General features: G+C 62.6%; 20 protein-coding genes and 1 other RNA gene. 10 read left to right on the plus strand and 11 right to left on the minus strand.

All coding sequences use genetic code 11. The features are described 5' to 3' along the window. Nucleotides 1-13: 13 nt before the first annotated feature. Entirely contained in the window at nt 14-1,384 is a 1,371-nt protein-coding gene (locus tag PVT67_RS15765) for an aminotransferase-like domain-containing protein (RefSeq protein ID WP_301495251.1), read from the minus strand. 81 nt (nt 1,385-1,465) lie between these two features. On the opposite strand from PVT67_RS15765, the gene PVT67_RS15770 reads away from it, so the two are divergent. Further along, a complete protein-coding gene (locus tag PVT67_RS15770; RefSeq protein WP_301495253.1) occupies nt 1,466-1,912 on the plus strand; it encodes a GNAT family N-acetyltransferase in 447 nt (148 codons plus the stop codon). 8 nt (nt 1,913-1,920) lie between these two features. Beyond that, on the plus strand, nt 1,921-2,526 hold the full coding sequence (locus PVT67_RS15775; RefSeq protein WP_301495255.1) for a LysE family translocator: 606 nt from the start codon (nt 1,921-1,923) through the stop codon (nt 2,524-2,526). A gap of 27 nt (nt 2,527-2,553) precedes the next feature. Here PVT67_RS15775 and PVT67_RS15780 read toward each other — a convergent pair whose 3' ends face one another. Next, nucleotides 2,554-2,946 carry an MAPEG family protein gene (locus PVT67_RS15780; RefSeq protein ID WP_301495257.1) on the minus strand — a complete coding sequence of 131 codons (393 nt, stop codon included), beginning with the start codon at nt 2,944-2,946 and terminating at the stop codon, nt 2,554-2,556. 75 nt (nt 2,947-3,021) lie between these two features. After that, complete coding sequence (locus tag PVT67_RS15785; RefSeq protein ID WP_301495259.1) at nt 3,022-3,243, minus strand: hypothetical protein; 222 nt, start codon at nt 3,241-3,243, stop codon at nt 3,022-3,024. A 159-nt stretch (nt 3,244-3,402) separates the two neighbouring features. Between PVT67_RS15785 and PVT67_RS15790 the strand changes: the two genes are divergently transcribed. Beyond that, nucleotides 3,403-3,873, plus strand: coding sequence for a L,D-transpeptidase family protein (locus tag PVT67_RS15790; RefSeq protein ID WP_301495261.1), 471 nt, complete (start codon nt 3,403-3,405; stop codon nt 3,871-3,873). Here the strand turns inward: PVT67_RS15790 and PVT67_RS15795 are convergent. Continuing rightward, on the minus strand, nt 3,864-4,088 hold the full coding sequence (locus PVT67_RS15795) for a helix-turn-helix domain-containing protein (RefSeq protein ID WP_301495263.1): 225 nt from the start codon (nt 4,086-4,088) through the stop codon (nt 3,864-3,866). The genes PVT67_RS15790 and PVT67_RS15795 overlap by 10 nt on opposite strands. A gap of 153 nt (nt 4,089-4,241) precedes the next feature. On the opposite strand from PVT67_RS15795, the gene PVT67_RS15800 reads away from it, so the two are divergent. After that, nucleotides 4,242-4,754, plus strand: a complete 513-nt coding sequence (locus tag PVT67_RS15800; protein ID WP_301495265.1) for a TlpA family protein disulfide reductase — start codon at nt 4,242-4,244, stop codon at nt 4,752-4,754. A 35-nt stretch (nt 4,755-4,789) separates the two neighbouring features. Here PVT67_RS15800 and PVT67_RS15805 read toward each other — a convergent pair whose 3' ends face one another. Beyond that, nucleotides 4,790-5,692, minus strand: coding sequence for a DMT family transporter (locus tag PVT67_RS15805; protein ID WP_301495267.1), 903 nt, complete (start codon nt 5,690-5,692; stop codon nt 4,790-4,792). Nucleotides 5,693-5,780: 88 nt separating this feature from the next. Between PVT67_RS15805 and PVT67_RS15810 the strand changes: the two genes are divergently transcribed. From PVT67_RS15810 to PVT67_RS15820, 3 genes are all read left to right on the plus strand, one after another. After that, entirely contained in the window at nt 5,781-6,656 is an 876-nt protein-coding gene (locus PVT67_RS15810; RefSeq protein ID WP_301495269.1) for a LysR family transcriptional regulator, read from the plus strand. Between the two features lie 418 nt (nt 6,657-7,074). Further along, the gene (locus tag PVT67_RS15815; RefSeq protein WP_301495272.1) at nt 7,075-7,605 is read left to right on the plus strand and encodes a DUF6795 domain-containing protein; all 531 of its coding nucleotides are present in this window, start codon (nt 7,075-7,077) and stop codon (nt 7,603-7,605) included. A gap of 34 nt (nt 7,606-7,639) precedes the next feature. Further along, nucleotides 7,640-8,827: a lipase family protein gene (locus PVT67_RS15820; RefSeq protein ID WP_301495274.1), complete on the plus strand. Its 1,188-nt coding sequence runs from the start codon at nt 7,640-7,642 to the stop codon at nt 8,825-8,827. A gap of 60 nt (nt 8,828-8,887) precedes the next feature. Here PVT67_RS15820 and gcvP read toward each other — a convergent pair whose 3' ends face one another. The 6 genes from gcvP to PVT67_RS15850 all read right to left on the minus strand — a co-directional run bounded on the left by gcvP (nt 8,888) and on the right by PVT67_RS15850 (nt 16,447). Further along, nucleotides 8,888-11,779: an aminomethyl-transferring glycine dehydrogenase gene (gene gcvP, locus PVT67_RS15825; RefSeq protein ID WP_301495276.1), complete on the minus strand. Its 2,892-nt coding sequence runs from the start codon at nt 11,777-11,779 to the stop codon at nt 8,888-8,890. Nucleotides 11,780-11,842: 63 nt separating this feature from the next. Further along, nucleotides 11,843-12,232, minus strand: coding sequence for a glycine cleavage system protein GcvH (gcvH, locus tag PVT67_RS15830; RefSeq protein ID WP_301495278.1), 390 nt, complete (start codon nt 12,230-12,232; stop codon nt 11,843-11,845). A 45-nt stretch (nt 12,233-12,277) separates the two neighbouring features. Continuing rightward, nucleotides 12,278-13,357 (minus strand): glycine cleavage system aminomethyltransferase GcvT, encoded by a 1,080-nt coding sequence (gene gcvT, locus PVT67_RS15835; RefSeq protein WP_301495280.1) that lies wholly within the window; start codon nt 13,355-13,357, stop codon nt 12,278-12,280. Nucleotides 13,358-13,464: 107 nt separating this feature from the next. Beyond that, nucleotides 13,465-14,694 (minus strand): FAD-dependent monooxygenase, encoded by a 1,230-nt coding sequence (locus tag PVT67_RS15840; protein WP_301495282.1) that lies wholly within the window; start codon nt 14,692-14,694, stop codon nt 13,465-13,467. A 24-nt stretch (nt 14,695-14,718) separates the two neighbouring features. Beyond that, a complete protein-coding gene (gene ubiH / locus PVT67_RS15845; RefSeq protein WP_301495284.1) occupies nt 14,719-15,873 on the minus strand; it encodes a 2-octaprenyl-6-methoxyphenyl hydroxylase in 1,155 nt (384 codons plus the stop codon). 4 nt (nt 15,874-15,877) lie between these two features. Continuing rightward, nucleotides 15,878-16,447 carry a UPF0149 family protein gene (locus PVT67_RS15850; RefSeq protein ID WP_301495286.1) on the minus strand — a complete coding sequence of 190 codons (570 nt, stop codon included), beginning with the start codon at nt 16,445-16,447 and terminating at the stop codon, nt 15,878-15,880. 152 nt (nt 16,448-16,599) lie between these two features. Between PVT67_RS15850 and zapA the strand changes: the two genes are divergently transcribed. The 3 genes from zapA to PVT67_RS15865 all read left to right on the plus strand — a co-directional run bounded on the left by zapA (nt 16,600) and on the right by PVT67_RS15865 (nt 17,668). After that, on the plus strand, nt 16,600-16,914 hold the full coding sequence (zapA, locus tag PVT67_RS15855) for a cell division protein ZapA (protein ID WP_301495288.1): 315 nt from the start codon (nt 16,600-16,602) through the stop codon (nt 16,912-16,914). Beyond that, a non-coding RNA gene (gene ssrS, locus PVT67_RS15860) (6S RNA) lies at nt 16,913-17,094 on the plus strand. Before zapA ends, ssrS begins: the two co-directional genes overlap by 2 nt. Nucleotides 17,095-17,098: 4 nt before the next feature. Then, a complete protein-coding gene (locus tag PVT67_RS15865; protein ID WP_301495290.1) occupies nt 17,099-17,668 on the plus strand; it encodes a 5-formyltetrahydrofolate cyclo-ligase in 570 nt (189 codons plus the stop codon). The last annotated feature ends 32 nt before the right edge of the window (nt 17,669-17,700 follow it).

The following is a 17,700-nucleotide window of genomic DNA, read 5'->3' on the forward strand; positions in this document are numbered from 1 at the left end:
AGTCTGCTTCGGTTCAGAGCACGGCCCTTGCCAGGTGCGGCCCCTCCAGCAGCAGTTGGTGCAGTATGCCCAGGGCCAGGGTCAGCTCCTGGCGGCTGCCTGGCTGGCTGATGCTGAGCCGCACCGCCTGGGGAGCAGGCAGCCGGCCTATGGCATAGTCCTCGGCCACCCGGATCCTGACCCCACGCTCCATGGCGGCCCGGCTGAAATCGCTGGCCCGCCAGGGCTCTGGCAAGGCCAACCAGCAGTTGAAGCCACTCGCCTCCCCCTGCAGCCCCGGCAACAGCTGGTCCGCCAGCTGCCTGCGGGCCCGCATCTCTCCCGCCAACCACTGTTCCAGGGCGTCCATCTGGCCGCCGGCCAGCCAACGGCTGACCAGTTCCAGCACCAGGGGCGAGACTGTCCAGGTGGAGGCCCGCAATCCCAGGTCCATGCGACTGCGCAGCCGGGCCGGGAACAACATGAAGCCCAGCCGCACAGTGCCTGCGTAGCGCTTGGAAAAACTGGACAGGAAGACCACCCGTTCGGGGTCGAGCTGGAAGAGGGCTTGCGGCTTGGCGGCCGGGTCCATGAACTGGACGTCGTCCTCCAACACCCAGAGATCATACTGGCGGCACAGGGCCAGTATCGCCTGGCGCCGCTCAAGGGGCAGGGTGGCACAGCTGGGGTTTTGCAGGTTTGGGGTCAGGTAGATGGCCCTGGGCCTGTACTGCTTGCAGGCCGCCTCCAAGGCCTCCGGCAAGAGGCCCTGATCGTCCATGGCCAGGCCCACCAGCTTGAGGCCCTGCTCCTGGCAGGCGAACTTGATGCCGGGGAAGGACAAACCCTCGCAGAGCACAGTATCGCCGGCCTCACAGAGGGCCTGCAGGGCGATGTGGATACCGTGCTGGCCGCCGTGGTTGAGCAGCAGTTGGCTGTCTTCCAGGGCAAAGCCCTGGCCCGCCAGCCAGGCCAGGAAGCGCTGGCGCTGGGCCGGCAGGCCGTTGGCCTGGGGGTAAGGCAGGCAGCGGTGCAAGGCCTCAGCATCTTGGGCCAGGGCGGTAAGGCCTTCGCTCAGCATTCGCGCCTGGGGCCCAAGAGGCGCCATGGCGCCATCCAGGGCCAGGGCCTCCCCCGAGGCTGGGGCCAGCGCCAGGGCCTGGCCCTTGACGAAGGTGCCACTGCCCACCCTGGCCTCCAGCTGGCCGCGGCGCTGGGCCTCGTCATAGGCCCGGGTGACAGTGCCCACTGTCACCCCCAGTTTGTCGGCGAGCAGGCGTTGGGGCGGCAGCTTGGTGCCGGCGGCCAGCTCGCCTCCGGCTATGGCCTGGGCTATGGCATCCGCCAAGCGCAGGTACTTGGGGCCCTGGAAGGGGCCGAGATCCGGGGTCCAGATTGTCACCATAACAATAAAATTGTTGCCATACAAAACAGGGCGATTGCATGATTTTGGCAGAAAGCTGCCCCCCTGCCAACGAGGATCATCATGGAATGGCACCATCAGGATTTCCTGCTCAGCGACGACAAGGTCCTGCTGCAACTGGCCGTGGTCCACGGCTTCTTGACCGACTGCTACTGGTCGGAAGGGATCAGCGAAGCCCAGGTGGCCGCCGCCATCCGGGGCTCTTACTGCTTCGGCCTCTACCAGGGGGGAGAGCAGCTCGGCTTTGGCCGCCTGGTCACTGACCATGCCACTTTCGCCTACCTGGCCGACGTCTTCGTGCTGCCGGCCCACCGCGGCCAGGGCCTGGCCAAATGGATGCTGGAGAGCATTTTCAGCCAGGACTGGGCCCAGGGCTTGCGGCGCATCATGTTGGCCACCCGCGACGCCCATGGCCTTTACCGCCAACTCGGTTTCAATGCCCCCGCCAGCCCCCAGTTGCTGATGGAAGTGCATAGGCCCGGCATCTACAAATTGAACCCATACAATTAAGGACAACCATGAGCCCGGAACAATGGGGCGCCTTCAGCGCCTCCCTGATCTTCACCCTGGCCGCCGCCGGTACCCCTGGCCCCAACAACATGCTGCTCACGGCCAGCGGCGCCCAGTTCGGGCTCTGGCGGACCCTGCCCTTCTGGCTGGGGATCCGCCTGGGCAACGCCGCCATGCTGCTGGCCATAGGCGCCGGCCTGGGCGAGCTGCTCGAGCTCTATCCGTCCTTGCACAGGGCGCTGCAGATCCTCTCCGCTCTCTACCTGCTCTACCTCGCCTGGCGCATCGCCCAGGTGCGGCTGGGCAGCGCCTCCCAGGAGCAGGCCAAGCCGATAGGCGTACTGGCCGCCGCCGCCTTCCAGTTCGTCAACCCCAAGGTCTGGGCCACCACACTGGCGTCGGTATCCGCCTTCAGCCTGCCGGGGCCGGCCTACTGGCCTTCCCTCAGCTGGCTGCTGCTGGCCTGGCTCCTAAGCGGCTCGGTGATGAACCTGATGTGGATCGCCTTTGGGGTTGGCATACGCCACTGGCTGAACAGCCCGCGCCGCCAGTTCTGGTTCGCCCAAGGCATGGGCGGCCTCACAGCCGCCACTGTGCTGCTGGTGTTCTGGTGACAAAGCCGGGGCCAGCCCCGGCTTTTTTCAGTGCAAAAGGACCGGCAGCAGCACCAGGAAGATGCCGACGAAGGCGACGAAGAAGGACAGGGTGCGCAGCACTGGTATGCCGGCCACGTAACAGAAGGCATGGGCCAGGCGGCCCAACAGGAAGAGCCAGGCCCCCGCCACCGTCATGGGGCTGGTGATGCCGAGGCTGTGGGCCATCAACACCGCCACCGCGAAGGGAACCAGATTCTCCAGCAGGTTGAGGTGGGCCCGCCTGGCCCGGCCGGCCATGCCGGACGGCTCGGCCAGCCCCTCCCTGTTGCCCATCAGCGCCTTGAGCCCCACCTGCTGGGCATGGAGCAATACCGCCACCAACAGCAGGACCAGCAGCAAGAGGCTGGACATGCCCAGGCTGAACATTTCGACTGACATGGTGATTTCCTTTTTTATGAAAGGGTTATCACCTTCCAGCATAGCCCAGGCCGTCGCAGGGCGAGCGGCTCCTGGCTAGTCGCCTTTGCGGCTTTTGGGCCCGAAGTCCACCTCCGTGAGCAGGCGGCAGAAATGCCAGGCGGCATCCAGCAGCGGCGCCAGGATCATGAACAGCAATCCAAAGGCAATCCCCTGGCCGACACCGAAATACCTGGCCAGCAGGCTCGACAGCAGCAACGCCAGCAGTAAAGCCGCCAGCCCCAATAACAGGTACTTGATGAATCTGGCCTTGGTCATAGGTGCTTCTCCTTTTCAAAGCAGCCCTGTTCTGAACTGAGTCCCTGTGTGCGTTTTCCCAAAGAAAAGCCGTTTCTGTGAGCCCTTTGGCGGACAGGGGGCGGGGCACTGTCCTAAGATGAATCCAAGCTGAATTCCGCGTCGTCCAGGATGAGCCCCATGAGACCACTGCTGTCCACCCTGCTGTTGCTGCCTTGCCTGGCCTTGGCCTCGCCCGCCGCCGATCTGGTGGTGGTGCACAAGTCCAGTTACAGCCTGGCGCTGATGAAGGACGGCAAGGTGCTTAAGCGCTTCTGGATAGCCCTGGGGGCCGCCCCTCATGGCGACAAGTTGCGAGAAGGGGATCAGCGCACGCCCGAGGGGCGCTATCTCCTGGACTACAAGCTGGCGGACTCGGCCTTCCATAGAGCCATCCATATCAGTTATCCCAACGCCGAGGATCTGGCCCAGGCCAGGGCCAGGGGCCTCAACCCCGGCGGCCGCATCATGATCCACGGCCAGCGCAACGGCTTTGATCCCAGGATGCAGCCCTCCAACTGGACCAACGGCTGCATCGCCCTTTTGAACCACGATATGGACGAGCTCTGGAACGCCGTAGCGCCCGGCACCCCCATCGTCATCTATCCCTGAGCCGCCAAGGCCGCCTGTACCGCCGCCCTGTCGTTTTCCAAAGCCCGCAGCAGGGCCCTGGCCGGCCCAGTAGGCAGCCGTCGCCCCTGCTCCCAATGGCGCAAGGTACCGAGGTTCACTTCGAGTAGGGTGGCAAAGGCTTTCTGGGTCAGGCCTGTGGCTTCCCGAATGGCCTTGATGCGGGGGGCGTCGAAAGTATCTTCATGACCGGCCATCTATGGCCTCCCTGGCAGTGACTTGCATCACACATCTCCTTATTGCATGGCCCCCAGATAGTGCAGCAGCCCCGGGCTCCAGAGCAAGGCCCAGTATGGCCTAAGCTCCGGGGAGTGTTGTATAAATGTGAAAACCATTTTGGAGACAAGGGTATGCCCCCTATCCATTACCTGCCGCTGTTGCTGCTCAGCTTGGTTGCCGGCCAGGTCCTCGCCAATGTCGAAGAAGGCCAGCGGCCGCCTTCCTACCTGGGTAATACCCCCGACGGCCAGCAAGTGCAGCTCAGCGAACGCCAGGGCAAAGTGGTGGTAGCCACCTTCTGGGCCAGCTGGTGCGGCCCCTGCCTCAAGGAAATGAAGGTGCTGGAAGCCATTCAACGCCAGGTGGGCAAGGACAGGCTGGAAATCGTCGCCATCAACTTCAAGGAAGGCCGCCGCCGCTACCGCGCCATCGTCCATAAGCTCAAGGACTTCAAGGTGACCTTCACCCATGACGTGCATGGCGACCTCAGCAAGGAATTCGGGGTGGAGAGCATCCCCAACATGTTCGTCATCAACAAGGCCGGGCTGGTGGTGGACCACCGCATTGGCTACAACGAGAAGGGCACCGGCACCCTGATCGACGAACTCAACAAGCTGCTCACCGATCCCTACCCACAAAGCTGAAAAAACCCGCCGGTCGGCGGGCTTTTCATTCCGGTTCAGCTCCTCACTGGCAGGCCCAGGGCCGGCCACCAGCGGGGCAGCGTCAGGCCCGCCAGCACCACGGCCATGCCGGCCAACTGCACCAAGGTCAGGGGCTGGCCCAGCAGCAGGGCCACCAGGGCGGCGAAGACAGGCACCAGGTTGAAGAAGAGCGAAGCCCTTTCCGCCCCCAGCTGCTGCACGCCCCTCACCCACAGCAGGTAGCTCGCGACGGTGGCGAAGAGACCTATGTAGAGCACCACCAGCAGCACCTTGGGACCGAGAGAAAACAGGGACAGGGAGTCCCCTTGGGCCAAGGCGGCCAGCAGCAGTGCCAGGCAGCCGCTGATCATGGTTGCCAGAGTCAGCTGGACCGGCCCCACCACCTTGCCCAGCCATTGGCAGCTGAGGGTGTAAAAGCACCATGCCAACATCGCCAGCAACATGTCACCGTCACCTCTGGACAGGTGCAGCTGCCGGAAGTGGCCCTGGGTCAGCACCAGGGATACACCGGCCAGACAGCACACCAAGCTCAGCCACTGCAGGCCACTCAAGGGCCGCCTGGCCAGGGCGGCGGCCAATAGCGAGGTCACCAGTGGGCTCAGGGCCATGATCAGGGCGGCATTGGCGGCCGAAGTATGCTCCAGGCCGCTGAAAAGCCCCAGGTTGAAGCCGCCTATCCCCACTATGCCGGCGATGGCGACGACAACGTAATGGCCGAGCCTCAGGCTGGGCCAGGCCTGACCCCAACGCCACTGGTAGAACCCCAGGCAGAGCACGGCGATCAAGAAGCGCCACACGGCCAGAGCCAGGGGCGACAGCCCCGCCAAGGCCACCTTGGCCAGCGGAAAGACGCTGCCCCAGAAAAAGACGCATACCACCAGCAGGACAATCGCCTGCCCCTTTTCATCCTTTAACATCTGCCGCCTCCACGGGGTTCCAATGCCGACAGTGTACAAATCCCATTTCTGTATAAAATAGCGAATAAAGAAAGCTCATTTTCCATATATGAAAAATCAACCTTCCCTGGATGACCTGCGTCTCTTCTGCCGACTGGTGGAACTGGGCAGCTATACCCGCGCCGGCCAGGCCCTTGGCGTGCCGGTATCCACCCTGAGCCGCCGCATCCGCGGCCTGGAGGAGCGGCTGGGGGTGCGCCTGCTGCATCGCAATGCCCACCAGCTGCAACTGACGGCCGTAGGCCAGCGCTACCATCACCGCTGCTTGCCCCTGGTCAGCGAGCTGGAATCGGTCACCGCCAACCTGGACGAGGAGCTGCACCAGCCCAAGGGGTTGCTGCGCATCGCCGCGCCCCTGACCCAGGCCCACCATGACCTGGGGGCGCTGTTTACCGACTTCGCCCTGGCCTACCCGGACATCAACCTGGAGCTGAGCCTGTCCAACAACAATATCAACCTGGAGGAGGCCGCCGTCGACTTGGCCTTCCGGGTAGGACAGCAGGCCGACTCGGCCTGGATAGGCCGCCACTTGGACGATTTGCCCTTCGAAGTCTACGGCCCGGCCCACTGGCCAGAGGCCGACAGCCCCGAGGCCCTGGCCGCCCTGCCCTGGGTCCAGGGCCGCATCGGTGACGAGCTGCCTTTGCGGCACCGCCAGACCCGGCAAGGGGTGGATATCTCCCCTCGGCTGCGCCTTAGGGTCAACGACTTGCAGCTGGCGGCCCAGGCCGCCGCCAAGGGCCTGGGCGCCGTGCTATTGCCCAGTTGGCTGGCCGCCGAGATCCCCGGTCTCAAGCCCCTGGCCCCCAGTTGGCACGGCCCTGTCCGGCCCTTCTACCTGCTCTACCGCGACCGCGCCAACCAGCCCCTGCGGCTACGGCTCTTTATCGAGCACGCCCTGGCCTGGGTTGCGAAAAGGCCATGAAAAAGCCCGCCTGATGGCGGGCCCTTAGGTCAACACTGGGGAATGGCAGTGAAAATTCTGATTTCTATGCCTGGTCTGTGGGAATAAAATGTCAGGCCTAGCAAATAAAACGACTAATCAATTCATGCAGAATAAGTCACGGCTAAAACGACGACACTGGTTTACCCAAAGTTATTTCCCGCATCCATAAAATTAATCAAATTGATAGAACTCTTAGCTATCCATTTATTATAAAAAGGCAGGCCATAGGCAAGCGACTTCGCAAACAAGCAAAAGGCATTTGTGTAAACGCAAAAAAGTACTAAGCCTTTCACGAAAATAAGCGATGACGCCATCATCATTGGCTAAAAATTGCCTGCCAAAATATCTTACTGTAGACTTAATTAGATCAGTTAATTTCAATAACCCATGGACGGATATGAAGACCTATCTATTACCTCGAAAGGTAAAGCCATCATTTGTGCTGGCTGTAAGCGCTGTTCTTCTTTTCCTCCTTTCATATCAGGCGATTGCAAGTATGTTTGGAATACCTAAAAAAGAAGTTGTGCATTTGACTCCCAAAGTACAAGGCCGTGTCACCCACGAAGGCAAGCCCCTGGCAGGCCTGGAAGTCCTGTACACCCTCACCTATGGTGAAGACCAGACCATCAGCACCAAAACCGATGGCGATGGCTACTTCCAGTTTCCAGAAAAGACTATCGAATCTCGCCGCCCCCATAAGCTCTTTGACGAATCCAGGGTTTTTCAAGAGATGTATGTCCGCTGGAACAATCAGACTTACACACTCTGGTATACGGTGCTACCTGGGATCACTTCTGAAAAGGTGGTCGAAGATAAGTTGAAAAACCTGGACTGCGACCTGATTAATCCAGAAAAGGAATACCACTTCGACCGCAATGATGGGACTGACTTTACTCAAGGTGTATTCAGTATATGTAAATTCGACTGACCCCAGCTAAGGATATTTTTAAAAGGAGTTTTTCATGCCAGCACTGTCCCCTAAAATGGCCGCCTACATGGCCAACATGGTCTATGACATTAAAAACCCAGGGCCTACCGGCAGGTTCCGCATGTCGGTTGACCCTATAGTAGGCCGCCACTTCGATTTTGACTTATCAGAAGGCCCCGTCAGCGGTGTATCTGGCGGGCTCGTATCCAAGGTCATGCAGTTACGCACCGGCTTTGGGGTAATAGGAAAGGGGAAGGGCCTTTATAAAGATGACGTAGTGGTGGCGATACGTGGCACCTCATCCAACTTGAAAGACATGCGCGATGCTCTGACGGATCTGAGCGTCGGCTTTGCCACCAGCGAGAACGGCAGTACTGTTCACCTGGGTTTCCAGCGCGCTTTTGAATCAATGAAGGGCGAGTTAGACAGGGCTTTGACCCCCTTACTGGGTCGCTCCTTCCACGGGACTGTGCACTGCGTAGGCCATAGTCTCGGCGGGGCCCTGGCTTCCCTGACCGCCGATTGGATAAAGGTGCGCTTTGGCGGCACCATCAACCTCTACTCCTTTGGCTGTCCAAGGGTTGGCCTGAACGGCTATGCCATCAAGAGCACGGCAGCCCTCAATAAGATCCATCGCTGTATCCATGGTGCCGATCCTGTGCCCATGGTCCCCATATGGCCTTTCTACCACGCCCCCTATAACGGCCAGGAATACGTTCTTGATGGAGCCAGCGGTATCAACCCCGAAGCCCACAAAATGGGCCTGAGGGCCACCCCCGGCTACATGAATACCGCCAACTATGAAGACTGGGCCGCGGTGCAACTGCGTAGCGACAGCTTCCTCAACCAGAAGATCCGTCTGGATTACGAGAAACGCCACAATGCCTCTTTCACGACCCGTTACATGTACATGCTGACGGCGGCGCTGAAGACATTGCTGGCCGACGCCGTGAAATACGGCATAGCCGTACCGGTGCAATTCGCGGCAAGTTCCATTTCCCAGATGTTGGATCTGATGGCTCAGACGCTGCAGAAGATCGCCGAGGTTTCCGAAAGACTCTACGACCAGACCAAGGGTCTGCTTGGCCATATGCTGTCCTTCATCGGCTCACTCACCGAAGTGCCGGCCAAGATCACCCACGATTTCGTGAGGTGGGTCTTTAACAAGGTCTCCTCGGCCGTCTACAAGGCCGCCAAAAGCGCCATGGACTTCATCGAGTAAATCCATTCCTCAAAGTAAAAAGCCCGCCAAATGGCGGGCTTTTTATTCAGGCTACAGACCTTATTCGGCGTAGGCATCCGTGGGGATGCAGGAGCAGAACAGGTTGCGGTCGCCGAAGACATCGTCGATGCGGTTGACGGTGGGCCAGAACTTGTTGTTGCGCACGTCGTTGTTGGGGAAGACGGCGGCGGCACGGTCATAGGCGCGATGCCAGTTCGGGTCCATGATGTCGTCCTGGGTATGGGGCGCGTTGACCAGGGGGTTGTCCTCCAACGTCCACTCGCCGCGGCCTACCTTCTGGATCTCGTCATAGATGGCGGTCATGGCGTTGATGAAGCGGTCCAGCTCAGCCTTGGCCTCGGATTCTGTAGGCTCCACCATCAGGGTGCCGGCCACCGGGAAGGACATGGTCGGGCTGTGGAAGCCGAAGTCCATCAGGCGCTTGGCCACGTCCATCTCGCTGATGCCGGTCTCTTCCTTGAGGGGGCGCAGATCCAGGATGCACTCGTGGGCCACACGGCCGTTACGGCCGCTGTAGAGCACAGGGAACTTGTCGCCCAGGCACTTGGCCACGTAGTTGGCGTTGAGGATGGCGAACTCGGTCGCCTTCTTCAGGCCGGCGGAGCCCATCATGGCGATGTACATCCAGGAGATGGGCAGTATGCCGGCGGAGCCGAACTGGGCGGCGGAGACCGGGCCTATCTCGGCCTTGGGACCTTCCAGCTGCATCACGGGGTGGTTGGGCACGAAGGGCGCCAGGTGGCTCTTCACGCCAATGGGGCCCATGCCGGGGCCGCCGCCGCCGTGGGGGATACAGAAGGTCTTGTGCAGGTTGAGGTGGGACACGTCTGAGCCGATGAAGCCGGGGGCGGTCAGGCCGACCTGGGCGTTCATGTTGGCGCCGTCCATGTACACCTGGCCACCGTGCTGGTGGACTATGTCGCACACCTCACGGATGGTCTCTTCGTAGACGCCGTGGGTGGACGGGTAGGTGACCATGATGCAGGCCAGCTGGTCTGACAGTTCCTCGGCCTTGGCGCGCAGATCGGCCAGATCGATGTTGCCCTGCTTGTCACAGGCCACCACCACCACCTTGTAGGACACCATCTGGGCGGAAGCCGGGTTGGTGCCGTGGGCGGAGCTGGGGATCAGGCAGATGTTGCGGTGACCTTCGCCACGGGACTCGTGGTAGTGGCGGATGGCCAGCAGGCCGGCGTACTCGCCCTGGGAACCGGAGTTGGGCTGCATGGAGACGGCGTCGTAGCCGGTGATGTTGACCAGCCAGTCGGACAGCAGGGCGATCATCTCGTGGTAACCCTGGGCCTGGTTGTCCGGGCAGAAGGGGTGCAGGGCGGCGAAGCCAGGCCAGGTGATGGGGATCATCTCGGCAGTGGCGTTCAGCTTCATGGTGCAGGAGCCCAGGCTGATCATGGAGTGGTTCAGGGCCAGATCCTTGTTCTCGAGGCGCTTGATGTAGCGCAGCATCTCGGTCTCGGAGTGATACTGGTTGAACACCGGGTGGGTCAGCACGGCGTCTTCGCGCAGCAGGTGCGCGGGGATGGACTCGATCTCACCGCCTTGGATGCGGGCATCCAGGGCTTCGATATCCAGGCCGTGGCTGGCGCCCAGCAGGATCTCGAACAGCTCGGCTACGTCTTCACGGGTGGTGGCCTCGGAGAGGCTGACGCCGACGGCGCCGTCGATGTCACGGCGCAGGTTGACGCCTTTCGCCTCGGCGGCGGCCAGGGTGGCGGCCTTGTCCTTGACCTCTATGGTCAGGGTGTCGAACCAGTGGCCGTTACGGATGGCAACGCCCTTGTCCTTGAGGCCCAGGGCCAGGATGTCGGTCAGGCGGTGGATGCGGCTGGCGATGCGCTTGAGGCCTTCAGGGCCGTGGTAGACGGCGTAGAAGGAGGCCATGTTGGCCAGCAGCACCTGAGAAGTACAGATGTTGGAGTTGGCCTTCTCGCGGCGGATGTGCTGCTCACGGGTCTGCATGGCCATGCGCAGTGCGGGCTTGCCGCGGCTGTCGCGGGACACGCCTATGATGCGGCCCGGCATGGAGCGCTTGTGGGCGTCGCGGGTGGCGAAGAAGGCGGCGTGGGGACCACCGAAGGCCATGGGCACACCGAAGCGTTGGGCAGAGCCCAGCACCATGTCGGCGCCCAGGGTGCCGGGGGATTTGAGCAGCAGCAGGGCCATGATGTCGGCGGCCACGGCCACTATACCCTTCTGGGCCTGGATGGCGGCGGTCAGCTCGGCGTGATCCTGGATGTCACCGCTGGTACCGGGGTATTGCAGCAGGGCACCGAAGATGTCCATGCCCTCGGCGCTGGCGGCCGGGCCCACGACGACGTCGAAACCGAAGGCTTCGGCACGGGTCTTGACCAGGGCTATGGTCTGGGGGTGGCACTCTTCGTCGACGAAGAAGGTGTTGGATTTGCTCTTGGCGATGCGCTTGGCCATGGCCATGGCTTCGGCGGCGGCGGTACCTTCGTCCAGCAGGGAGGCGGAGGCCAGATCCATGCCGGTCAGGTCCATGGACAGCTGCTGGAAGTTCAGGATGGCTTCCAGGCGGCCCTGGGCTATCTCGGGCTGGTAAGGGGTATAGGCGGTGTACCAACCCGGGTTTTCCAGCACGTTGCGCAGGATCACGTTGGGGGTCAGGGTCGGGTGGTAACCCATACCGATGTAGGACTTGAAGATCTGGTTCTTGTCGGCCATGGCCTTGAGCTGGGCCAGGGCTTCTTCCTCGGTCTTGGGCGCGCCTATGGCGAGCTCCTTGTCGAGGCGGATGGAGCCGGGGACTGTCTCTTCGATCAGGGCGGCGACGGAGTCGGCGCCGATGGTGGCCAGCATGGCGGCGGTCTCGGCCGCGTCAGGGCCAATGTGGCGATCGATGAAGGCGTCTTTGTATTCGAGTTCGGTCAGGGAACGGCGGGTATCGGACATGTTCACCTCTAGCTTAAGCAAAGCCCCGGCGGACGCCGGGGCTTTGAACAACAATGGGTTAGCTTATTCTTCGTCGATGACGTTCTGGTAGCCTTCGGCGTCCAGCAGCTCATCCAGTTCGGCTTCGTCGGTCGCCTTGACGCGGAACAGCCAGCCGTCGTTGTAGGGGTCGTTGTTCACGGTCTCGGGGGCGTCTTCCAGGGCCTCGTTGACGGCGACGACTTCGCCGGTCAGGGGGCTGTAGACGTCGGAGGCAGCCTTGACGGACTCCACCACGGCCACGTCGTCGCCGCTGTTGACGCTGCTGCCGACTTCCGGCAGTTCCACGAACACCATGTCACCCAGCAGTTCTTGGGCGTGCTCGGTGATACCGATGGTGTAGGTGCCGTCGGTCTCTTTGCGGATCCACTCGTGAGAGGAGGTATATTTCAATTCTGCAGGGATATTGCTCATTGTTATTCCGTTCCTTGTATGCCGTAACTGGTGAACTGATTTAGGTTAGCAAACCTTTTTGCCGTTGCGCACGAAGGCAGGCTTGACCACCTTCACATCCACCAACTTGTTGCGAATTTCTACCTGGGCGTCGGTGAAGTCACCGGCCGGTACCCGGGCCATGGCGATGGCGAAGCCCAGGGTCGGGGAGAAGGTGCCGGAGGTGATCTCGCCTTCACCGGCAGGGGTCACCACTTTCTGGCCGTGACGCAGCACGCCCTTCTGTTCCATCACCAGGCCCACCAGCTGAGCGGTGCCTTCGGCTTTCTGCTGCTCGAGGACGGCGCGGCCGATGAAGTCGCGGTCGCTCGGTTCCCAGGCGATGGTCCAGCCCATGTTGGCCGCCAGGGGAGAAACTGTCTCGTCCATGTCCTGGCCATAGAGGTTCATGCCGGCTTCCAGGCGCAGGGTGTCGCGGGCACCGAGGCCGGCCGGCTTGACGCCGGCTGCCAGCAGGGCGTTCCACAGGGCCACGGCCTGGTCGGCGGGGACAGTGATCTCGTAACCGGCTTCACCTGTGTAGCCGGTGGTGGCGATGAAGAGGTCGCCGGCCTGGACGCCGAAGAAGGGCTTCATGCCTTCGACGGCAGCGTTCTGCTCGGCGCTGAATACGGCGGCGGCCTTGGCCTTGGCGTTAGGGCCCTGGACGGCGATCATGGCCAGTTCGGGGCGCTCGGTGACGCTGACGTCGAAGGCGGCGGCCTGCTTGGTGATCCAGGCCAGGTCTTTGTCGCGGGTGGCGGAGTTCACCACCAAGCGGAAGAAGTCTTCGGTCAGGAAGTAGACGATGAGGTCGTCGATGACGCCGCCTTCGGCGTTGAGCATGCCGCTGTAGAGGGCCTTGCCGGTGACGGTCAGCTTGGCCACGTCATTGGCCAGCAGGTAGCGCAGGAAGTCACGGGTGCGCTCACCCTTGAGGTCCACCACCGTCATATGGGAAACGTCGAACATGCCGGCGTCGGTGCGGACGGCGTGGTGTTCTTCGATCTGGGAGCCGTAGTGCAGCGGCATATCCCAGCCATGGAAGTCCACCATCTTGGCGCCGCAGGCGACATGGGCATCAAAAAGCACGGTTTTCTGGGTCATGGAGTTTCCCTTAATTCGGTGGCTGGCCAGGGCCAGGAGCGGCAGGCAAAGGCAAACGATTACCTGCCCACGATGGCACGGCATTATAACGCCGCACCCCAAGCAGGTTAAGGTGAGAATATCTGATGCTTGTCACGAACCCGGGACAACTGCTCCAATACCGCCAGCCCCCTTGCCTCGTCTATGAAGAGCCTTTTCAGGGGCGGGGCCGACGACAGGGCCTTCATGCCGGCATTGCGCATTACTTTAAGTAATGGATTATCGAAACCGAAGGCCGCTTTCAGGCCGCCCATGGCTGCCAGCATCTTCAGGGCCGCCGCCTTGCGGGCCCGGCCATAGGGGGCCAGCAGCTTGAGCTGGCCTATGTCCTTTTCGGCTGCCAGGCCGTCCAGCACCACCTCGGCCAGGGCCAGGGCGTCGGCCAGGCCCAGGTTGACCCCCTGGCCCGCCAGGGGATGGATGCTGTGGGCCGCGTCCCCCACCAGGGCGATGCGGGGTTTGACGAAGTCCCGGGCATAGCGGGCCGTCAGGGGCAGGCGCTGCACCGGGCTCAGCAGTTCGAGGGCGCCGAGGCGGTTGTCGATGGCCAGGCGCAGGCGGTTGGCGAAATCCTTGGGCTCGAGGGCCATCAGTTGGTCGGCCTCTGCCGGCACTGTCGACCAGACGATGGAGCACTGGTCAGGCTCCCAGAGCGGCAGGAAGGCCAGGGGCCCCTGGGGGCGGAAGATCTGGCGGGCACAGCCTTCATGGGGCAGCTCGGTGCGCACCGTCGCCACCAGGGCGTGGTGGCCGTAATCGTGGAAGACCAGTGGCAGGTCGGCCAGGCTGCGGACCTGGGAATGGACACCGTCGGCCCCCACCAGCAGCTTGGTGGACACCATATCGCCGTTGTCCAGGCCCAGCATCAGGCCCTGTTCGCCCTGGTTGAGGCTGGCGAGCTTGGCCGGGGCCAGCAACTGGATGTTGGTTTGGGCCTTGATGGCCTGCCAGAGGGCCAACTGGATCTGGCGGTTCTCGATGATGTGGCCCAGGGTCTCGGCCTTGACGTCCTCGGCACTGAAATCCAGTTTGCCGAAGCAGTCCTTTTCCCAGACTGCCATGGACTGGTAGGGGCCCATGCGGCCTATGGCGTCCCAGGCCCCCAGCCCCTTGAGCAGCGCGGCCGAGGCCTGGGAGATGGCGCTGACCCTGGTGTCGGCCACGGGGCCGAAATCCTGCGCCGGCACCTGGCCGTCCAGCAGCAGCACCTTGACGCCGCCGCGGCCCAGCATCAGGGCCAGGGTGGCCCCCACCATACCGGCCCCGACGACGGTGACCTGGGATTCGTAAAAGGCCATCAGCCCATCCTTCTCACTAGCGGTTTATCCCTTTTCCCAGCCCAGCATCTGCCAGGCGAGGCGGTGCTTGGCCAGGGGCAGGTGGTTCAGCAGCCCCAGGCCCAGGTTGCGGCCGAGATAAAGGGGGAAATGATCATTGGCGAAGAGCCTGGCCAGGGTGTCTGTGGTGCCTATGGTGCGCTGCAGGTCGCCCTGGCGCCGCCCTTCCCAGGCCGCCAGCCCCTGCCAATGGCCAGGGTCATCCCCCGCCAGGCAGTCCAGCAGCACCAGCACGTCGCGCAGGCCCAGGTTGAAGCCCTGGCCGGCAATGGGGTGCAGGCTGTGGGCGGCGTTGCCCACCACCAGGGCCCTGTTGGCCCTCAAGCTGTCGGCCTGGATGAGGCTCAAGGGGTAGCAGTGGCGCTCCCCCACCTCGAGAAAGGCCCCCAGGCGCCAGCCGAAACGGCGCTGCAGCAGCTGGAGGAAACCCTGGTCGTCCAGGCTCAGGGTAGCTTCCACCTCTTCAGGCCTGACGCAGAGCACCAGGTTCAGGCGGTTCCGGGTCATGGGCAACAGCGCCAGGGGCCCGGTCTCGGTGAAGCGTTCGAAGGCCCAGCCCTGGTGCGGTTTCTGGGTGCGGACATTGGCGATGATGGCGTGCTGGCCGTAGTCCTGGCGGCTGGCCCCCATGCCCAGCAGGGCGCGGGTGGGGGAGTTGCCCCCGTCGGCCACCACCAGCAGCCGGGTTTGGAGCCGCTGCCCCGAGGCCAGGGTCACCGCCAGGGCGTCCTGGCCCTGCTCGATCTCGGCGATACGGTCGGGGCAAAACCACTGGCATTGCAGTTTGCGATGCAGCACCTGGCCTATGGCCGCCACCGGCAGCACCTGCCCCAGGGCCTGGACCTGGTAGTCCTCGGCGTGGAGCTGGGCCCGGCCGAAGCCGCCTTTCTCGGCGACATGGATATGACTGATGGGCTGGGCCTGGTGCTGGAGGTCGCCCCAGAGCCCCAGTTCCTCGAGCCCGGCCACAGAGCCGGCGGACAACGCTATGACGCGGTCGTCGAAGCTGGGCTGGTGGCTGTCGTCCTGGGCCACGGCTTCCACCACGCCCACCGACCAGTGCGGGAAGCGCCGCCCCAGGCCCCAGGCCAGGGTGGCGCCCACCATGCCGCCGCCGACGACGAGGATATCCAACTTCATGGGATCAGTGCAGGGTGTGCTCGTTGCCCTTGGGACGATGGCCAAGGTTGCTAAAGACCAGCATGGCCACCACCCTCAGGTATTCTTCCACCTCGATGAAGGCGGATTCGGCCATGTCGTCGTCCTCCTCCACGTCGGTGCTGAGGTTGGCGATCTCGGCCAAGTCATCCAGGGCTTCCTTGACCTCGGCAGATACCTTGGCCTTGCCGGCCTGGACACCGTAACCGGCCAGGAAGCCCTGGGCCCAGTCGCAAAGCGCCTGAATGCGGTCCGGCAGAGCTTCATCTTCGGCAGGCAGCAACAGCTGGAACTCGAAATCGGCCCCCACCAACTGCTGGCACAGTTCCAGGTAAAGGGGCTCCAGGGCCTCCTTGACCGGTTGGCTGAAGGCCAGGCCGTTGTTGGTCAGATCATAGAGCGGCTCCAGCCAACTCTTGCCGTCCATGGCCAGGCCAGAAGACACCAGGCCGGTGATGATACCGTGCAACTCGGCCGGGGAAGCGGTGATCTGCTGGCTAGCCAGCAGCCGGGCAAGGCCTTCGTAGAAATGGGGTTCCTGGCCGTTATGGCTCATATTCATCTTCCAGAAAGGGGCATCGACGCTATCCTACCACAGAGGATGAAATGCCAAGGCATTGACTCCCTTGATCCATCTCAAGTGCATCGCTATAGTGCGCCTCCTCGTGGCGCCACCTGATGCAGACGTAACAGGCCTAAGGACACTGCATGGCAGAGCACTCGTTGCAAGAGACGTTGGAAATTGTCGTTCTAGGCAGGCGCCTCAAAGTCGCCTGCCCCAAGGGCCAGGAGCCCGCCCTCCAAGAGGCGGCCTGGGAACTGGACGAACGTCTCAAGAAGCTGCGGACCCACTCGGATCTTTGCAACCGCGAGCAGCTGCTGACCCTGGTGGCCCTGAACCTGAGCCACGAACTACGCCTTGCTGAGGCGAAGAGCCGTGAGTATGCTGATGCCATGGACTCCAAGATCAAGGTACTGCAGGACACCATAGAGCAGGCCCTGATCCACCAGACGAAAGAATAAGTCCCTGGGGTGTTTGCCAGCGGATCAAGTCCCTGAGCCGATATCCACATCCAAGGGTGTTTTCTCTGCTGCTATTGTGCAAGCTCAGCCCGTACTGAGACGCCTGCGGCGGCAACTAAGCATCCGCCTTGAACCTATGGGTTCAAGGGCCGTCATTCGCAGCGGCACCCCGGGGCTCCCCTTTATGGACCGTAACGCTATCCGCCAATGGGCCCGCAAACAGCGCCGCGCCCTGACTCCCCAACAACAAGGTGAAGCCGCCCTTGAAGCGGCCCGTCAGGCCATGACCCTGCCGGAAGTGCACCAGGCCCAAAGCCTGGCCCTTTATCTCGCCAGCGACGGCGAGCTGGACCCGGCCCCCCTGATGGAAGCCCTTTGGGCTGCAGGCAAGACAGTGCTGCTGCCGGTGCTGCACCCCTTTACCCCCGGGCACCTTTTGTTCCTGCACCACGACCCGGCCGAGCCCATGGCGATCAACCGCTTCGGCATCCCAGAGCCGGCCTTGGATGTCCGTAAGCTGGTACCCACCGAGCAGGTGGATCTGGTGTTCACCCCCCTGGTGGCCTTTGACGGCGCCGGCCACCGCCTGGGCATGGGCGGCGGTTTCTACGACCGCACCCTGGAATGTTACCAGGGCCCAGTGGTGGGCCTGGCCCATGATTGCCAGCAATACCCCGCCCTGCCGGCCATGGCCTGGGACAAGCCCCTCAGCCTTATCGTCACGCCAAAGCAGATCAAACGTTTTCCCAGCTGATATAATGCGGGCTCCTCAACCTGGCCGGAGCC

Source organism: Gallaecimonas kandeliae (assembly GCF_030450055.1).
Classification (GTDB): Bacteria; Pseudomonadota; Gammaproteobacteria; order Enterobacterales; family Gallaecimonadaceae; genus Gallaecimonas; species Gallaecimonas kandeliae.